At 65.9% G+C, this 18,211-nt stretch carries 14 protein-coding genes; 9 read left to right on the forward strand and 5 right to left on the reverse strand.

Annotated features, from left to right (window positions below):
* Positions 1-248: 248 nt before the first annotated feature.
* From sdhA to IOC69_RS04955, 4 genes are all read right to left on the reverse strand, one after another.
* Positions 249-2,090: a succinate dehydrogenase flavoprotein subunit gene (gene sdhA / locus IOC69_RS04940; protein WP_290542426.1), complete on the reverse strand. Its 1,842-nt coding sequence runs from the start codon at positions 2,088-2,090 to the stop codon at positions 249-251.
* Positions 2,090-2,470, reverse strand: a complete 381-nt coding sequence (gene sdhD, locus IOC69_RS04945; protein ID WP_290542427.1) for a succinate dehydrogenase, hydrophobic membrane anchor protein — start codon at positions 2,468-2,470, stop codon at positions 2,090-2,092. Before sdhD ends, sdhA begins: the two co-directional genes overlap by 1 nt.
* A complete protein-coding gene (gene sdhC, locus IOC69_RS04950) occupies positions 2,470-2,865 on the reverse strand; it encodes a succinate dehydrogenase, cytochrome b556 subunit (RefSeq protein WP_290542428.1) in 396 nt (131 codons plus the stop codon). Before sdhC ends, sdhD begins: the two co-directional genes overlap by 1 nt.
* A 161-nt stretch (positions 2,866-3,026) precedes the next feature.
* Positions 3,027-3,917 carry a hypothetical protein gene (locus IOC69_RS04955; protein WP_290542429.1) on the reverse strand — a complete coding sequence of 297 codons (891 nt, stop codon included), beginning with the start codon at positions 3,915-3,917 and terminating at the stop codon, positions 3,027-3,029.
* Positions 3,918-4,005: 88 nt separating this feature from the next.
* Here IOC69_RS04955 and acs point away from each other — a divergent pair, with 88 nt between their 5' ends.
* From acs to mtnA, 4 genes are all read left to right on the forward strand, one after another.
* Positions 4,006-5,949 (forward strand): acetate--CoA ligase, encoded by a 1,944-nt coding sequence (gene acs, locus IOC69_RS04960; RefSeq protein WP_290542430.1) that lies wholly within the window; start codon positions 4,006-4,008, stop codon positions 5,947-5,949.
* Between the two features lie 402 nt (positions 5,950-6,351).
* Positions 6,352-7,212, forward strand: a complete 861-nt coding sequence (locus IOC69_RS04965) for a sulfite oxidase heme-binding subunit YedZ (protein WP_290542431.1) — start codon at positions 6,352-6,354, stop codon at positions 7,210-7,212.
* A gap of 46 nt (positions 7,213-7,258) precedes the next feature.
* Positions 7,259-9,394 (forward strand): tetratricopeptide repeat protein, encoded by a 2,136-nt coding sequence (locus tag IOC69_RS04970; RefSeq protein ID WP_290542432.1) that lies wholly within the window; start codon positions 7,259-7,261, stop codon positions 9,392-9,394.
* Positions 9,395-9,590: 196 nt separating this feature from the next.
* Entirely contained in the window at positions 9,591-10,691 is a 1,101-nt protein-coding gene (gene mtnA, locus IOC69_RS04975) for an S-methyl-5-thioribose-1-phosphate isomerase (protein ID WP_290542433.1), read from the forward strand.
* Here mtnA and mtnK read toward each other — a convergent pair.
* Entirely contained in the window at positions 10,685-11,965 is a 1,281-nt protein-coding gene (gene mtnK / locus IOC69_RS04980) for an S-methyl-5-thioribose kinase (RefSeq protein ID WP_290542434.1), read from the reverse strand. The two genes, mtnA and mtnK, sit on opposite strands and share 7 nt — an antisense overlap.
* A gap of 264 nt (positions 11,966-12,229) precedes the next feature.
* Here mtnK and IOC69_RS04985 point away from each other — a divergent pair, with 264 nt between their 5' ends.
* The 5 genes from IOC69_RS04985 to IOC69_RS05005 are packed head-to-tail and all read left to right on the forward strand — an operon-like array spanning position 12,230 to position 17,898.
* On the forward strand, positions 12,230-13,255 hold the full coding sequence (locus IOC69_RS04985) for a sugar ABC transporter substrate-binding protein (RefSeq protein WP_290542435.1): 1,026 nt from the start codon (positions 12,230-12,232) through the stop codon (positions 13,253-13,255).
* 10 nt (positions 13,256-13,265) lie between these two features.
* Positions 13,266-14,783: a sugar ABC transporter ATP-binding protein gene (locus tag IOC69_RS04990; protein ID WP_290542436.1), complete on the forward strand. Its 1,518-nt coding sequence runs from the start codon at positions 13,266-13,268 to the stop codon at positions 14,781-14,783.
* A 24-nt stretch (positions 14,784-14,807) separates the two neighbouring features.
* Positions 14,808-15,878 carry an ABC transporter permease gene (locus tag IOC69_RS04995; protein ID WP_290542437.1) on the forward strand — a complete coding sequence of 357 codons (1,071 nt, stop codon included), beginning with the start codon at positions 14,808-14,810 and terminating at the stop codon, positions 15,876-15,878.
* Between the two features lie 47 nt (positions 15,879-15,925).
* Positions 15,926-17,353: a deoxyribodipyrimidine photo-lyase gene (locus tag IOC69_RS05000; protein WP_290542438.1), complete on the forward strand. Its 1,428-nt coding sequence runs from the start codon at positions 15,926-15,928 to the stop codon at positions 17,351-17,353.
* Positions 17,350-17,898: an NADPH-dependent FMN reductase gene (locus IOC69_RS05005; protein WP_290542439.1), complete on the forward strand. Its 549-nt coding sequence runs from the start codon at positions 17,350-17,352 to the stop codon at positions 17,896-17,898. Before IOC69_RS05000 ends, IOC69_RS05005 begins: the two co-directional genes overlap by 4 nt.
* Positions 17,899-18,211: the final 313 nt, after the last annotated feature.

The raw sequence follows: 18,211 nt of genomic DNA on the forward strand, positions 1-18,211 counted from the left end.
CAAAAACCGACGGCGCCTACCACGTCCATTACCGCCACCAACGCATCGCCAGCTTCGATCTCGCAAAGCCAACCCAACAATGCTAAAACCGTTACCTATGTCCCCGAACACCCGTTACCTATCTCCCCGGTCTGTACACCACAAGGGGGAGGGGAAATTCCATTCCCAGGCACGCCATTGCGCCGGCAAGAGCCCCCCTCCCCCTTGTGGGGAGGGGTAGGGGTGGGGGTGGCCACGAGTCCCGCATCTCAATAAACCCGCGCCTTGGGCTTGATGTAATCAATATCGCTGGACATGGTGAAGTCGTGCACCGGACGATAGCCCAGCGTCACCGTCTTCCTGTCGCGGTCGGCCCAGGCCAGCGTGTGCTTCATCCAGTTGGCGTCGTCGCGGGTGGGGAAGTCCTCGCGGGCGTGCGCGCCACGGCTTTCCTTGCGCGCCTCGGCGCTCGCCACGGTTGCCGCGGCCTGCAGGATGAGGTTCTCGAATTCCAGCGTCTCGATCAGGTCGCTGTTCCAGACGAGCGAATGGTCGGAGACCCTGATATCGTCGATTTCTTTCCACACCTCATTGAGGCGGTTCACGCCCTGCTGCAGCGTCTCCCCGGTGCGGAACACGGCGGCGTCCTCCTGCATCGTCTTCTGCATGCGCGCGCGCAGTTCCGATGTCGGCGTCTTGCCGTCGGCGAAGCGATAGCGGTCGAGCCGCGAGACGGAGAATTCGCCCGCGTCGGCGGGAAGATCCGCATGCGGAGAATTGGGCTTCACCAGTTCCGCGCAGCGCAGTGCCGCGGCGCGGCCGAACACCACGAGGTCGATCAGCGAGTTGCTCCCCAGGCGGTTTGCGCCGTGGACGGACACGCAGGCCGCCTCGCCCACCGCCATCAGGCCGGGCACCGTCTTCTCGGGGTCCGCCATATCGCCCGCCAGAACCTCGCCGTGATAATTCGTCGGGATGCCGCCCATGTTGTAGTGCACGGTGGGCAGGATCGGGATCGGCTCGCGTGTGACGTCGACACCCGCGAAGATCTTGGCCGACTCGGAAATGCCCGGCAGCCGCTCATGCAGCACCTTGGGGTCCAAATGCTCGAGGTGCAGGTGAATGTGGTCCTTGTGCTCGCCCACGCCGCGGCCCTCGCGGATCTCAATGGTCATCGAGCGCGAGACGACGTCGCGGGACGCCAAATCCTTCGCCGTCGGCGCATAGCGCTCCATGAAGCGCTCGCCCTGGCTGTTGGTGAGGTATCCGCCCTCGCCACGCGCGCCCTCGGTGATGAGGCAGCCCGCGCCATAAATGCCCGTGGGGTGGAACTGCACGAATTCCATGTCCTGACAGGGCAGGCCGGCGCGCAACACCATCGCGTTGCCGTCACCCGTGCAGGTGTGGGCCGAGGTCGCCGAGAAATAGGCGCGGCCATAGCCGCCCGTCGCCAGGATCGTCTCATGCGCGCGGAAGCGGTGGATCGAGCCATCCTCCATGTTCATGGCGACGACGCCGCGGCAGGCACCGTTTTCCATGATGAGGTCGAGCGCGAAATACTCGATGAAAAACTCGGCCGAATGGCGCAGCGACTGGCCATACAGCGTGTGCAGCATGGCGTGCCCCGTGCGGTCCGCGGCGGCGCAGGTGCGCTGCACCGGCGGACCCTCGCCGAAATTCATCATATGGCCGCCGAAGGGCCGCTGATAGATCTTGCCGTCCTCGGTGCGCGAGAAGGGCATGCCGAAATGCTCGAGCTCGTAAACGGCAGTCGGCGCATTGCGGCAGAGATATTCGATGGCATCCTGGTCGCCCAGCCAGTCAGCGCCCTTCACCGTGTCATACATGTGCCAGCGCCAGTCATCCGCCCCCATATTGGCGAGCGACGCCGCAATGCCGCCTTGCGCCGCCACCGTATGCGAGCGGGTGGGGAAGACCTTGGAGATGCAGGCCGTGCGCAGCCCCGCCTGCGAGGCGCCGAGCGCCGCGCGCAAGCCCGCGCCGCCCGCCCCCACCACGACCACGTCATGCGTGTGGTCCGTCACGGGATAGGCGCGGCCCCCGGCGGTGAAGCTCTGCGGGGCTTTCTTCCTGGTTTCGACAGCAGCCATCAAAGTCCGAAGCTCATCTTGAGAATTGCATGGACGCCCGCCAGCGCCATCACCCATGCGAAGAAGGTGTTGAGCAGCAGCAGGGCATATTTGGTCGGGTTGGCGTGCGCATAGTCCTCGATCACCACCTGCAGGCCCAGCCGCATGTGCCACACGAGATTGAGGATGGTGAGAGTCATCAGCAGCGCCACGATGGGGTTCTGCATGCTCGCCACGATCTCGGCGCGCGAGGCGCCGCGGTGGACGAGGATATAGCCGATGAGGAACAGCACGAGCGGAATGCCGGCGACCGCCGTCACGCGCTGGCGCAACCAGTGTTCGGCGCCGGCCTTGGCCGAACCGAGGCCCAGGACCTGGCCGAGCGGGGTCTTCTTCAGCATCACGACACTCCCAATCCAATGGCCCAGACGGCGAGGGTGAGGATGATGGAGCCGGCAAGCGACAGCCTGGCGCCCATCTCGACATGCCTGAGCCCGAAGCCGCGGCCCATGTCCCAGATGAGGTGGCGGATGCCGCCCAGCGTGTGGTGGATCAAGGCCCAGGTGAAGCCGAACAGCACCAACCTGCCGGGAACGCTGGCGAACACGGCCTGCACCATGTCGAAATACGGGTCAGAGGTTGCGGCGGCGGTGAGCCACCAGACGAGCAGCAGCGTGCCGGCATAGAGCGCCACGCCGGTGATGCGGTGGGCGATCGACATCAGCATCGTCAATCCGCCGCGGTAAATCTGCAGATGCGGCGACAGCGGGCGCCTTGCGTTTCTGGTGTCTGCCATTTTGCCTTTTCCCGATTCACGGACTGGGACTTGTACCTTGTGCGCTGCAGTATCGCAAATACGCCGAAAGGCTCAGGCCGGTTGGGCCTTGAGACCGCTTGACGCAGATCGTGGATGCATCAGGCTTCCCCGCCCCGTCCGCGACCTCAAGGAGGCGGAGGTCAGGCTGACGCCGGTCTGGAGGCTGAGCCGGTATTGTTGAGGTAGAGTGCCCCCATCAGCACGGCGAGCGACACGAAAAGCCAGATATCCGCGCCACCATAGAAGGCAAGCGCGATGACCACCGCGGCAGGGGTGGAGAGATAGACGGCCTGCACGGTGAAGACGGCGCCCTTCTCCTGAATCAGCGTGAAGAAGGCGATCCTCTCCAGCGTCCACATTCCGCAGGCCAGCAGCACCGTCCAGTAAGCGGAGGCGGGGAGCTGGCCGGGGGACCAGGGCGGGGCGAAGAGCAGCAGGAAGGGCACGGCGAGCAGGCCCGACCAGGTCGATTCCGCAACGCCCGCAGCCATCGGATGGCAGCCATGCGGCCACCAGATCGAGGCGAACCAGTTGTAGGCCGAATAGAGAATGGGGAGTGAAAACGCGGCGATGAGCCACCAGGAGAACTGGCCGGACAACATGCCCTGGCGCGTGACGACGAGAATTGCGGTGGACAGGAAACCAAGCAGGATCGCCAGCAGGCGGCGGGGTGCGGCATTCTCGCGGCCCGTCACCAGCGCCACGAGGTAGTTGACGATGGGGGCGGTGGAGATGATCAGCGCCATCTCGGTGGGCGGCACGTGGCGGGCGAAGAACAGGCCCAGCGCGAAGGGCAGGTTCATCAGCGTGGCGCAGCCAAGCCCAAAGAACTGCAGGCTCTTGCCGCCGATCCAGTCAATGCCGCGAATCTGGCAGATGGCGGCGAGCGCGGCCGCCACCCCGATGCCCGTCAAGAAGATGATGTGGGACACCGGCACGCCCAGAACGCCCCAGTGCCGGTAGAGGCTGGGGGAAATCCCCCAGAACAGGCCGAGGGCGAGAAACAGGCTCAGGTGCCGGGGGAAGGTCATGATGCTTCTTAGACAGGAGTCTGATTGCAGGCTATACAGCGCATGGTCAAAAGAGCCGTAAATCGGCATGTCTGGGAGGAATGCGCCTATGTCCGAGAAAGTCTATCCCGTCCCCGCCTCGTGGAAAAAAACGGCCTATGTGGACAATGACGGCTACAGGAAAATGTATGCCGAGTCGATCAAAGACCCGGCCAAGTTCTGGGCCAGGCATGCCAAGCGTCTGGACTGGTTCAAGGCGCCCAGGAAGGTCAAGAACGCGACCTATGCCTATCCCAAGGTTTCGATCAAATGGTATGAGGACGGCGTCCTCAATGTCTCCCACAACTGCATCGACCGCCACCTGAAGAAGCGCGGCGAGCAGGTGGCCATCATCTGGGAAGGCGACGACCCCTATTACGACAAGAAGATCACCTACAACGAATTGTATGAGCACGTCTGCCGTTTCGCCAATGTTCTGAAAAAGAACGGCGTCAGGAAGGGCGACTGCGTCACGATCTACCTGCCGATGATCCCCGAGGCCGCCTATGCCATGCTGGCCTGCGCCCGCATCGGCGCCGTGCACTCGGTCGTTTTCGGCGGTTTCAGCCCGGACTCATTGGCGAGCCGCATCAACGACGCCAATTCGAAGCTGATCATCACAGCCGACGAGGGCATGCGCGGCGGCCGCAAGGTGCCGCTCAAGGCCAATTGCGACGACGCGCTGAAGCGCTGCGCCGGCAATGAAAAGGTCGTCGTGGTGCGCCGCACCGGCGGCCAGGTGACGATGGCCCCGGGCCGCGACGTCTGGTACCACGAGGAGGCCGCGACCGTTCCCGCCAGCTGCAGACCTGAGAAGATGAAGGCGGAGGACCCGCTGTTCATCCTCTACACCTCGGGCTCGACCGGCAAGCCGAAGGGCGTGCTGCACACCACCGGCGGCTACCTCGTCTATGCCTCGATGACCCACCAGTACGTCTTCGATTACCACGACGGCGACATTTACTGGTGCACGGCGGATGTGGGCTGGGTGACGGGCCACAGCTACATCGTCTATGGCCCGCTGGCCAATGGCGCCACGACGCTGATGTTCGAGGGCGTGCCCAATTACCCGACCAGCTCCCGCTTCTGGGAGGTGATCGACAAGCACAAGGTCAACATCTTCTACACCGCCCCCACCGCCATCCGCGCGCTGATGGGGGCAGGCGAGGGGCCCGTCGCCAAAACCTCGCGCAAGTCACTGAGATTGCTGGGTTCCGTGGGCGAGCCGATCAATCCGGAAGCCTGGGAATGGTATCACCGCGTGGTCGGCGACGAGCGTTGCCCGATCGTCGACACATGGTGGCAGACCGAAACCGGCGGCATTCTGATCACGCCGCTTCCCGGGGCCACCAGGCTGAAGCCGGGTTCGGCGACCCGGCCCTTCTTCGGCATCCAGCCCGGTCTGGTTGACGACAAGGGCGTGATCCTCGACGGGGCCGCCTCCGGAAACCTTGTGATTCTCGATAGTTGGCCGGGCCAGATGCGCACCGTGTTCGGCGACCATGACCGCTTCGTGCAGACCTATTTCTCGACCTATAAGGGCATGTATTTCACCGGCGACGGCTGCAAGCGGGACAAGGATGGCTATTACTGGATCACCGGCCGCGTCGATGACGTGATCAACGTGTCCGGCCACCGCCTGGGGACCGCGGAAGTCGAATCCGCACTGGTCGCGCACCCTAGGGTGTCGGAAGCCGCCGTGGTCGGTTATCCCCACGATATCAAGGGCCAAGGCATCTATTGCTACGTCACTTTGATGGCCGGCGAAGAGGGCGACGAGGATCTCCGCAAGGATCTCGTGGCCCATGTCCGCAAGGAAATCGGCCCGCTGGCCACGCCCGACAAGATCCAGTTCGCCCCGGGCCTGCCCAAGACCCGCTCCGGCAAGATCATGCGCCGCATCCTGCGCAAGATCGCCGAGGACGATTTCGGCGCCCTGGGCGACACCTCCACACTGGCCGACCCCAGCGTGGTCGATGACCTGATCGAGAAGCGCCAGAACAGGCGCGGCTGACGGCCAGTCCGGACTTGCCGGCGGGCGGGGGTGCGATCCTCCCGCCCGCTGTGTTTTCGGCGGTTGCGGGAGCTTGATTTTGGACTGCGGGGGCAGTGTCCCCGGACGTGTTGTATAAGGCCGCGCGCGGAGCCCCGGCGTAGCGCAGCGCGCGGCCGTGTCCATGGGAGCGGATATCTCACGCATGCCGGGCAGAGCGCCTGACATCAGCCGCGCCAGGCGCCGCTTCCAGCCCCTTTCTCATCGCAATAGGGCAGGTTCCGGTTCAGTGGAACCGAAACCTGCCCTATCTCTTTGTCCGGTCGCATTTTCGACGGTCAACCGGTGTCCACTTGACCCGAAAATGCTTTCACGTGATGGGAGTTGACGCGACAGGGCCGGGAAAACCTGTAATATGGCGGAATGATCCTGATCACCGACCGCGCCGGACGATTGTCCTGGCTGAAAACCCTGTGCCTGCTGGTGCTTGTGGCCCCAGCGGCCTGGCTGGCCTGGCGCGCCCTGAACCATGATCTGGGCCCCCGCGCCATGACAGAGGCGCTGCACGTGACCGGGCAATGGGCGGTGCGTTTCCTGCTGGCGGCACTGGCCGTAACCCCGCTGCAGCGCCTGTTCCGCTGGAACAGGCTGGCGCTGATCCGGCGCATGCTGGGTGTTGGCGCCTTCGCCTGGGCGGCCGGGCACCTGCTGCTCTACATCGCCAGCCAGGGCTATGACCTGCCGCATGTCGCGAGCGAGATCATCCACCGCTACTACCTCGCCATCGGCTTCGCGGCGCTGGCGGGACTGGCGCTGCTCGCCGCCACCTCGACCGACGGCATGATCGCGCGGCTGGGGCCATGGTGGAAGCGGCTGCATCGCGCGGTCTATGCGCTGGCGGCCCTCGCCATCCTGCATTTTTTCATGCAGTCGAAGCTCGATGCCAGCGAGGCGACGCTGATGGCGGGATTGTTCCTCGCCCTCATGATCTATCGCCTGGCCTTCCACCTCCGCCTGCCGGTGAACGCCATCATGCTGGCGGGCGTGGCGGTGGCCGCTGCCGCCGCCACGGCGCTTGTCGAATTCGCCTGGTACGGGCTGGCCACCGGCGCCAATCCTTGGCAAGTGCTTGCCGCCAATCTTCATGCCGCGCAAGGCCTGCGCCCGGCGGTGGACGTACTGCTGCTGGCCCTGGGACTTGGCCTCTGCGTCGAGGTCCACCGGCGGCGCAAGGCGCGCGCCCCGGCTGCCGCCCTTTCGCCGCGGCTTTCGCGCGGCGCATGAGGCAATGCGTCAGCGCCTGACGCGTATTGAGGTGATCGGGAGGGCGATGTTCAGGGGCCGTTGGCAGGTTGTTGCGGCGGCGGTGCTGTGGGTGCTGGCGGGCGCCCTTGCGCGGGCCGAGGACGCGCCGCACGGCGGTCTCGTGGGCAGTGCGGCCTGTGCCGGATGCCACGCGGCGGAGGCTTCCGCCTGGGCCGGCTCGGATCACGCCTGGGCCCTGAAGACACCTGATGCCGCGAGCGTGCTCGGCGACTTCAACGATGCATCGGTCACCAACGGAAACGTCACCACGCGCTTCACCACGAAGGATGGAAAATATATCGTCGAAACCGAAGGGGCGGACGGCAAGCCAGCGCGTTTCGAGGTGCGCTACACCGTGGGGCACAGGCCGCTGCAGCAATACCTGGTCGAGACCGGGAGGGGCCGGCTGCAGGTGCTCGACCTTGCCTGGGACGCGGCGCGGAAGAGGTGGTTCCATCTCTACCCCGGTCAGGACGCGCCGCCGGGCGACGGTCTGCACTGGACAGGCAGCTACAAGAACTGGCAGGCGCGCTGCGCCACCTGCCACCAGACCGGTTTCAGCAAGGGCTTCGACTTTCCCACGCGCACCTACAAGAGCCACTGGGCGGAACTCACCGTGGGCTGCGAGGCCTGCCATGGGCCGGGCGCCGCGCATGGCGCGTGGGCGAGGACGAAGACCGGCGGGGACCCCTACACGGCACTGCCGATGGGGCCTGGCCACCAGGCGCAGGAGATCGGCGTGTGCGGGCCCTGCCACGCGCGCCGGGAGGCCTTTTCGCAGCTGCAGCCTGCGGCCGGTGCGCCATTCCATGACAATTATGCGCTCGCCCTGCTGACGCCGGATCTCTATTTCCCTGATGGCCAGCAGAAGGACGAGGTGTTCATCCTCGGCTCCTTCCTGCAATCGAAGATGAAGGCCAGGGGCGTCACCTGCTCCAACTGCCACGAGCCGCATGGCGGCGGGCTGGTGGCGGAGGGCAATGCGGTGTGCACGCAGTGCCACGGCCCGGCGGGCAACGACACCTTCCCCTCGCTGCGCAAGGCCGATTTCGACACGCCCGCGCACCACAACCACAAACAAGGCAGCGAGGCCGCGCAATGCGTGAGCTGCCACATGCCGGAGCGCAGCTACATGCTGATCGATCCGCGGCGCGACCATTTCTTCAGGAGACCCGATCCGCTGCAGTCGAAGGCGGCGGGAGCGCCTGACGTATGCACCGGTTGCCACGCCGGCAAGACTGCCGAATGGGCGGCGGAGCAGATCGCCGCATGGAAGCCCGCCGGAGACAGAAGCTGGCAGGACCGTTCGGCCTTCATCGCCTTCACGAACGGCGACCGCACGGAGCAGACCATCGCCGGCCTCACGCGCTACGTGCTCGACCGGGAGCACCCGGCCATCGCCCGCGCCACCGCGCTCTCGGCGCTGGGACCGGCGGGTTCCCTTTCGGCGGCGGACGCCGGGCACGTGTTGAAGGATGACGACCCGCTGGTGCGCGCGGCCGCCACGGGGGCGCTGGGCCAGACCGATATCCAGGAGCGGATCGCCCTGCTGATGCCGCTGCTCGCCGATCCCGCCCGCAGCGTGCGCCAGCGCGCGGCGGTGGAGATTGCGGGCACCGGGGCCGCCAGGCTGCCGGCGCAGGACGATGCGGCCTACCGCAAGGGGCTGCAGGACTTCGTGGATGCGCGCATGGCCAATGCCGACATGCCGGAATCGCATGTGGCGATGGGCGGCCTCGCCCTCAGCCTTCGCCAGTGGGACGAGGCGGAGAAGGCCTTCAGAACAGCCGCGGAAATAGACCCGCAGATGGCCTCGGCCTGGCTGGTGCTGGCGCAGCTGGCCGACGCGCGCGGCAATGCCAGGGGCGCGGAAGATGCGCTGAGCGCCGGCATCGCGGCGTCGCCGCGCAACGCCGACCTGCTGCTGGCGCGCGGCGACCTCGCGGCGCGCCAGCAGAAATTCGACGACGCCCTGGGCTGGTACCGCCGCGCACAGGGCGCAGACCCACGCCGCTCCGACGTTTGGATAGCCTCCTCCATCGGCTATGCGCTGAAAGGCGACAGGGTGGCCGCCGCCGAAGCCGCCAGCCGGGCCCTGGCGCTCGACCCCGGCGTGGCGCTGCCCCAGGAGCTGGAGCAGTTCCTGGCGCAGCCGAAGTGAATTGATTTCGGCCCACGCAGCACGCGGGAATTCAAGGAAGAGTGCGCGCCGGGGCGGGGCGGGGCGCGGTGAGCGCCGCGTCCGCATTCGCTTCCGTCAGCGGGCTGAAACCCACGGCCCCCGCGGCCACGATGGCAGCGGCGCGATTGATTGCGCGGCGCTTATCCGCCACATTCACGCCCGGTGGAGGACCCCCATGAACGTCAACGGACGGCATTATCGCACGATCTGGCTCAACGCCGATGGCTGGGCGGTGGACATCATCGACCAGACGAAGTTTCCGCATGTCTTCGAGGTGGTGACGCTGCGGACGCCCGAAGAAGCCGCCTTCGCCATAAAGGACATGCTGGTGCGGGGCGCACCCCTGATCGGCGTCACCGCCGCCTATGGCATGGCGCTGGCGATGCGGCAGGATGCCTCTGACGCAGCCCTTGAAGGCGCCTATGAGTTGCTGGTGAAAACCAGGCCCACCGCCATCAACCTCAAATGGGCGCTGGACGGGATGATGCGCGTGCTGAAACCGCATGCCGCAGGCGGGCGCGCGGCGCAGGCCTATGCGCGCGCCGCCGCGATCGCCGAGGAGGACGTGGCAATCAACCAGGCCATTGGCCGCAACGGCTTCGCGATCATCAGGAACATCGCCGCGCGAAAGGGCCCGGGCGAAACGGTCAACATCCTCACCCACTGCAATGCCGGCTGGCTGGCCACCGTCGACTGGGGCACCGCCACCGCACCCATCTACACCGCGCATGATGCCGGCATTCCGGTCCATGTCTGGGTGGACGAGACCAGGCCGCGCAACCAGGGCGCCTCGCTCACCGCCTGGGAGCTGCTCCACCACGGCGTGCCGCATACGGTGATCCCGGACAATACCGGCGGCCACCTGATGCAGCATGGGCTCGTTGACATGGCCATCGTGGGCACCGACCGCACCACGGCGCGGGGCGACGTGTGCAACAAGATCGGCACCTACCTCAAGGCGCTGGCCGCGCACGACAATGGCGTGCCCTTCTATGTGGCCCTCCCCTCACCCACCATCGACTTCACGGTGGTGGACGGCGTTCGCGAAATTCCCATCGAGCAGCGCGGCGGACACGAGGTGTCGCACCTCACCGGCCGCACGGAGGACGGGCGCATCGAGACGGTGGAGATCGTGCCCAGGGGTTCGAAGGTGGCGAACTATGCCTTCGACGTGACGCCGGCGCGCTTTGTAACGGGCCTCATCACCGAGCGCGGCGTGATCGCGGCAAACCGCGAGGCCATCGCCAGGGCCTTCCCGGAGCGCGCGGCTCAGTAGCGCGCCATGTCCTGCCGGATGCGGCGGGCGGCATCCGTGACGGATTGGATGGTGGGATAGCGCTCCGCATTGACCATCATGTCGCGCGCCAGGGTGAGGGCGCGGGCCTCGCAGGTGGCGCGGCGGTCCTTGTCTTCGATCCATTCGAGATCGATGTTGTGGGCGAGGCCCAGGATGCGGCGGATTATCTCGGCGGCGGCGAAGCCCACCGTGTCGGTCCACAGCCGGTCCATGTAGGCCTGCCGCTCCACCGCGAGCCGCGCCTCGCCGTCGGGCCCCTGGAAGAGCGACACGGGATAGGCATCGCCCGTCGGGTTGTCGCGCCAGAGCTGCAAGAACGCCTCGCGGAAAAGGGCGATGATCCGTTCAAGCGTGGAGAGCACCCAGCCGCGGTAGGAGTCGCGCGCGCCCGGCTGCGCCTCATGGCCGTCCTGAGCGAAGAAATTGACCAGGAAATTGGCCACGACGGCCCCAACGTCGAAGCCCATGGGGCCGATGAAGGCAAATTCCGGGTCGATCACCCGTGTGTCCTCCGGCGTCAGCATGATGGAGCCCGTGTGGAGGTCGCCATGCAGCAGGGCCTCCGCCGAGGACAGGAACTTCAGCTTGAGGCGCGAGACAGCCACCTTGAGGTCGCCATCCCCGCGCCAGCGCGCGGCGTAGGGGTCAAGCTGCGGCGAGGTCCAGCGGTTGAGCTCCGCCACGCGGTAGGGATCGGTGAAGATCAGGTCTTCGGTGATCTTGCACAGCGCGGTGTTGTCGGCAAAAGCGGCGATAAGGGCCTTCTTCCTGTCTGCCGTCAGCGCGAGGTCGGAGGTGAAATAGAGGGTGCGCGCCATGAAGCGGGAGATGTCGGCGGAGAATTTCGGGTATTCCACACCGGCGATCATGCCGCGCCGCATGATGATGTGCGGCTCCAGCAATTCCATCACGATGAGGGCCAGCGTCTCGTCATAATGACGGATGGCCGGCGTCAGCGCGCCCGTGAGGCGGGCCTGCCAGGTGAGCGCCATGTGCTCATAATGCGCGCGCGACAGCGGCAAGGGCCAGCTTTCGCCGACGAGGCGCACATAGGGAAGCGCCTGCTTCACCGCGACGCCACCCGAGGGTCCCTTCACGATGAACACGAGGTTCAGGTTGCCATCGCCCACTTCGGCGATGGACCACTGCCCGGGCGTGCCGCCAAGAATGCGGCGCACCGCATCAATGCCTGAAAGATATGCGCCAAGGGTTTCTGGTTTCTGGGGGGCGTAGCCGTCTCGGGTTTCGATCATTGCAGACATGCGGTTTGCTGATGGGGACGGCCGCAGTGAGCACCGAAATCCGCGGCAATTGCAAGCCGCACGCCGCGCGGAGACCGCAGTTTTGCAATCGCGAAGACTTTGATGCCCTGCAGCATTCGCATATGATCACACAATAGCGCTGGACAATCTGCAATCTCTATCGGATGTTTTGATCGATCGGCGTCCTCAATACAGTCGGCCGAAGAAGCCGGCGGGCGCGCGAGAGACCATCAGCTTTGGAGGAGGATCAACGCAATGCTCGACGAGCTCATCAAGGAAGCCGCCAACCGGCGTGACGTGTTCAAGAAGCTGGGCGCCACCGCGCTCGGCGCCGCCCTGCTGGCCGATGCGGGCTTCGACCCCGCCATGGCCCAGGCGCTCGCCCCTTCGGGCAAGCCCATGAAAGCCGCCTTCTCGAATGCCGGCCTGCAGGCCACCTGGTGCGCCCAGGGCAAGCAGGCGGCGGAGGCCTGGGGCAAGCTCATGAATGTGGAGGTGACCTGGTTCGACGGCGAACTCTCCGCCACCAAGCAGCGCGCCGCCATCGACAACATGGCCTCGCAGAAGTGGGATTTCGTAGCGATCCAGACCTTCGGCATCGGCACGCTGACCGACCCGATCAAGAAGATGATCGACGACGGCACGCCGGTGATCGCCATGGACACGCTGGTGGCCCCTCCCGGCGCCGTGCCGCTGCATACCTTCATCGCGCCCGACAACATCATGATGGGCTCGGTCGTCACCAACGCCCTCGTCAGCGCGATGGGCGGCGGCGGCAACATGGTGATGACCCAGGGCGCGCTCGGCCACTCCGGCGCGCAGGGCCGCGCCAAGGGCTTCCACCAGGTGGTCGACGGCAATGCCAACATCAAGGTGCTGGACGAGCAGCCGGCTGACTGGGACGTGACCAAGGTGGCCCGCATCTGGGACTCGCTCCTGACGCAGTACCCGGACATCAAGGGCGCCTTCTTCCACAATGACGACATGGCGCTGGCCGCCCACAACGTCATGAAGGCCAAAAACCGCACCGACATCCTGATCGCCGGTGTCGACGCCATGCCGCCCGCCGTGAACGCGGTGCTGGAAGGCGTGATGGTGGCGACCGTGCGCAACCCCTCCTGCCGCATCCATGGCTGGTCGGTGGCGGCGGGCGTGGCCGCGGTGCAGGGCGGCGAGAAGGCCGGCAAGGACATTCCGGACTTCATCCTCGCCGACGGCCCCGTCATCACCAAGGAAACGGCTCAGGGCCATCTCTGGCTGCAGAAGAACTTCCTGATCTGACCGGCTTGCGATGGCCGATCAGTCACACCGGGCGGGCGGGGGCCAACAGCCCCTGCTCGAGCTATCCAACGTGTCGAAGCACTTCGGCGGCGTGATGGCTCTGCAGAACGTCGACTTCACCTTGCTGCCCGGCGAGATCCACGGCCTGGTGGGCGAGAACGGTGCTGGCAAGTCAACCACCATGAAGATCATCGCCGGCGTCCATACCGACTTCGACGGAACCATGAAAATCGAGGGCCGCGAGGTGCGGCTGCGCTCGGCGGGCGACGCGCTCAGCCATTCCATCGGCATGGTGCACCAGGAACTCTCGGTCGTTCCGGATCTGACAGTCGCCGAGAACGTGTTCCTCGGCAACCAGCCGCTCACCGCCATCGGCGCCATCGACTGGGGCCGCATGAACCGCGAGGCGAAGCAGCTGATCGCCAGCCTGGGCCTCGACATCGATCCCACCACCACCATGGGCTCGCTGCCCGTCGGGTTGCAGCAGCTGGTTGAGCTCTCCCGCGTTCTGTTCTCGGGCGCGCGGATCATCATCCTGGACGAGCCCACATCGGCGCTGTCGCCGCCTGAGGTGAGGCAGCTCTTCGAGGTGCTGCGGCGGCTGCGCGCCGAGGGCCGGTCCATCGTCTTCATCTCGCACTTCCTCGATGACGTGCTGGACATTTCCGGCCGGGTCACGGTGTTCCGCAATGGCAGGAAGGTGATCACCGAGGAGACGGCAAAGCTCACCAAGGACATGGTCATCGCCCACATGATCGGCCGCGGCTCCAGGGGCATGCACATGGGCGAGGAGGCGGAGCTGAAGGGCGATGACGCCAAGCCCGTCGTGCTGTCCGCCGCCCGCGTGAGCGACGGCAGGAATCTGCGCGACGTCTCGATCGAGCTGCGCGCGGGCGAGATCACCGGCGTCTATGGCTTCATGGGATCGGGCCAGATCGAGCTGGCGCGCGCGCTGTTTGGCAAGGCGCCGCTGCGGCGGGGCTCGGTCAGGCTCGACGGCAAGCCGGTGCGCTTCAAATCCACCGCGGCAGCCCGCGCCAGTGGCATCGCCTTCGTGCCGGAAAACCGGCGCATGATGCTGTTCCGCCAGGAGCCGGTCTACAAGAACGTGTCGATCTCCATCCTCGACCGCATCCACCGCATGTGGCTGAAGCCGCGCACGGAAAAGCGCATCGCGGAATCCCACATCAAGGACCTGCAGATCCGGCCGCCGCGCACCGCCATTCCGCTGGGCTCGCTGTCGGGCGGCAATCAGCAGAAGGTGGCGCTTGCCAAGTGGCTCACCCACCTGCCCCGCGTGCTGATCCTGTCGGAGCCCACCCGCGGCATGGACGTGGGAGCGAAGGAAGACGTGATCCGCATCGTGAAGTCGTTGCGTGACAAGGGTGTCGCCATCCTCGTGCTCTCGACCGAGCCGGAGACGATCCTGACGCTGGCCGACCGCGTGACGGTGATCCGCAAGGGCACGGTGGCGCGCGAATTCGCCACGGGACGAATCGAGAAGGCCGACCTTCTGGCGGCGGCATAAGTTTTCGGGGGAGACGGACAAACCATGACGACCGCCGAATCGGCAGCGCCCAGGAGCTTCTCGGTCAAGCGCTTCCTCGCCGACCAGCTGCGCAACATCGCACCCGTTTTCACGCTGGTGGCGCTGGTCGTGTTCTTCAGCTTTGCGTCGACCTCCTTCCTGACGCTCGACAACATGCTGAACATCGTGCGCCAGCTGTCGATCACCGGCATCATCGCGGTGGGCCTGACCTTCGTGATCCTCACGGCGGAGATCGACCTCTCGGTCGCGGCGGTGGCCAATGCGGTGGGCATCACGGTGGCCTATTTCACCATCCAGCCGGATTACGTGAACATCGCCAACATTCCGCTGCCGGGCTGGATCGCCATCATCCTCGCCCTTCTCTCGGCCCTCGCCTTCGGCCTCGTCACGGCCTTCGGCATGACCTTCATCGGCATCCCGTCCTTCATCATGACGCTGGCGATGATGCAGATCGCCAATGGCGTGTCGGCGCTGCTGGTGCGCGGACAGATTGCGTATCAGTATCCCGATCTCGTCACCACGCTCGGCGCCGGAACAGCCTTCAGCATTCCACTCGGCGTCAACGCCGCGGGCAAGGCGATGTTCATTCCCATCGGCTGGCCGATCATCGTCTGCATGGTCTTCCTGCTCGTCGGGCACCTGGTGCTGACCTATACGCGCTATGGCCGCTACATCTACATGGTGGGCGGCAACCGCGAGGCGGCGGAGTATTCCGGCGTCAACGTGAAGTTCATCATCGGCTCGGTGATGGTGATCTGCGCCATGTGTTCGGGCATCGCGGGCATGCTGGGCGTCGCCTATTTCGGCTCGGCGCAGCAGAACCAGTTCGACACCTTCCTGCTCGACGCCATCGCCGCCGTGGTGGTGGGCGGCACCTCGCTGTTCGGCGGGCGCGGCGGCATCGGCAACACCATCATCGGGCTTCTCGTGCTCGGCGTGGTCAACAACGGGCTCGACCATATCCAGATCGACTCCTTCCTCAAGATCCTCATCCGGGGACTGATCCTGCTCGCGGCGCTGATCATCAACGTCTATGCGCAGGTCCTGAAGGAGAAGCAGGCTGATCTCGACTGAACAGGGGGCGGTTGATCCCGCCCACCGTTCAGTGCGTAGTCAAGCCGATGACCGCTCCAGCGCTTTATTGGCTTCGCAACGACCTGCGCCTCACCGACAATGCGGCCCTGACGGCGGCGGCGGCACAGGGGCCCGTGATCTTCCTCTATGTGCTCGATGACGGGACGCCGGACGGCTGGCGCCTCGGCGGCGCCTCGCGCTGGTGGCTGCACAAGAGCCTCGAGGCGCTTTCCGCCAGGGTGCGGCTGGTGCTGCGCCAGGGGGCGGCGGACAAGGTGATCGCGGAGGTGCTGGCTGAGACGGGAGCGGCGTCGGTCCACTTCACCCGCGACTATGCGCCCTGGTCCGGCCAGATCGAGCACCGCGTCAAGGCGCTCGCCGAGGCGGCGGGCGCATCCTGCCGTCGCTATGGCGGCTTCCTGCTGCATGAGCCGGAGTCGATCCGCAACGGATCGGGCGAGGCTTACAAGGTCTACACCCCCTTCTCCAAGGCCTGCTTCGCCGCGGGTGAGCCAAGGCCCCTCAGGCCTGGCCCGCCCATCACGCCCTGGACCGGCGCGGTGAAGAGCGACCGGCTGGAGGACTGGGAGCTCGTTCCCCGCCGACCGGATTGGGCCAAGGGCTTTTCCGCGGTCTGGACACCGGGCGAGGCGGGTGCCGCGGCGCGGCTCAAGACCTTCATCAAGAACGGCCTTGCCCATTACGCCGATGAGCGCGACCGGCCCGACCGCGAGGTCACCTCCGGCCTTTCGCCACACCTGCATTTCGGCGAGATCAGCCCCGCACAATGCTGGCACGCGGTGCGCCGCGCGCAACTCGACGCGGGCGGCAAACTCGACAGGCCAGCCGGGAAGTTCCTGAAGGAAGTGCTGTGGCGGGAATTCTCCTATCACCTGCTGCACCACTGGCCGACGCTTCCCGAAAAGCCCTTCCGACCGGAGTTCGCGGCGTTCCCGTGGGGCGAGAACCCGAAGGCGCTGGCCACCTGGCAGAAGGGGCGCACGGGCTACCCCATTGTCGATGCCGGCATGCGCGAGCTTTGGGTGACCGGCATCATGCACAACCGCGTGCGCATGATCGCGGCCTCCTTCCTCATCAAGGACCTGCTCATCCCGTGGCAGGAGGGCGAACGCTGGTTCTGGGACACGCTGGTCGACGCCGACATCGGCAACAATTCCGCGAGCTGGCAGTGGGTGGCGGGCTGCGGAGCGGATGCCGCGCCCTATTTCCGCATCTTCAACCCGGTGCTGCAGGGCGAGAAGTTCGACCCGCAAGGCGCTTACGTGCGCAAGTGGCTGCCAGAGCTCAGGCACATGCCCGATGAATTCGTGCATCGCCCCTGGGAGGCGCCGGCACTGGTGCTGAAGACCGCCGGGGTTGAACTGGGCCGCAACTACCCCCATCCTGTCATCGACCACGGCACGGCGCGCGACAGGGCGCTTGACGCCTTCAGGGAGATCAAGGGGGCCGCATGACCAAGCTTCTCGGCATCACGGGTTCGCTGCGCAGGGCATCGTCCAACACCGGCCTGCTGCGCGCCCTGAAAAACATGGCGCCGGCGCATGTCTCGCTCGAGATCGCGACGCTGCACGGCATCCCGATGTTCAACGAGGATGACGAGGCGGCGACGGGCAAGCCCGACAGCGTGAAGGCGCTCGAGGCGAAGATCCGCGCGGCGGATGGCATCATCATCGCCTGCCCGGAGTATAATTTCTCGGTGCCCGGCGTGCTGAAGAACGCCAATGACTGGCTGTCCCGCGGCGGTTCTCCCTTCCGGTGGAAGCGCGTCGGCATCGCCGGCGCGGGCGGCGGGCAATTCGTCGGCACGGCGCGGGCGCAATATCACCTGCGGCAGAATTTGCAGGCGCTGCAGGCCATCACCATGCCGCGGCCCGAGGTCTTCGTGAACCACAATGAGGAGAAGTTCGACGCGGACGGCAACCTCACCGACGCGGAGACGAAGCGCTATCTCGCAAAATGGCTGGAGGCCTTTCTGGAGTGGGTGGAAAAGCGGCCCTAGAGCGGCGGACGGTCATGCAGAATCGGGGTCTTTTCCCTCCCCCTTGTGGGGAGGGATTAAGGGTGGGGGTCCCCGGGCTCAGGTCTTTGAGAATTGGACTCGTGGGCCCCCCACCCCTACCCCTCCCCACGAGGGGGAGGGAAATCCTAATGGAGTCAATTGACCGCCCGCCGCTCTAATACTACAGTTGCGTCTGCGTGGTGAGTCTTGCGCGGTAGTGGGCCTCGGCGGCATGGGCTTGGTGAACGCGCCGCCAGAGTGACCAACTGAACACGAAGGCGCGTTTGACAGGTGGCGGAAAGACAAGCCGCGC

Source organism: Aestuariivirga sp. (assembly GCF_020252405.1).
Lineage (GTDB): Bacteria > Pseudomonadota > Alphaproteobacteria > Rhizobiales > Aestuariivirgaceae > Aestuariivirga.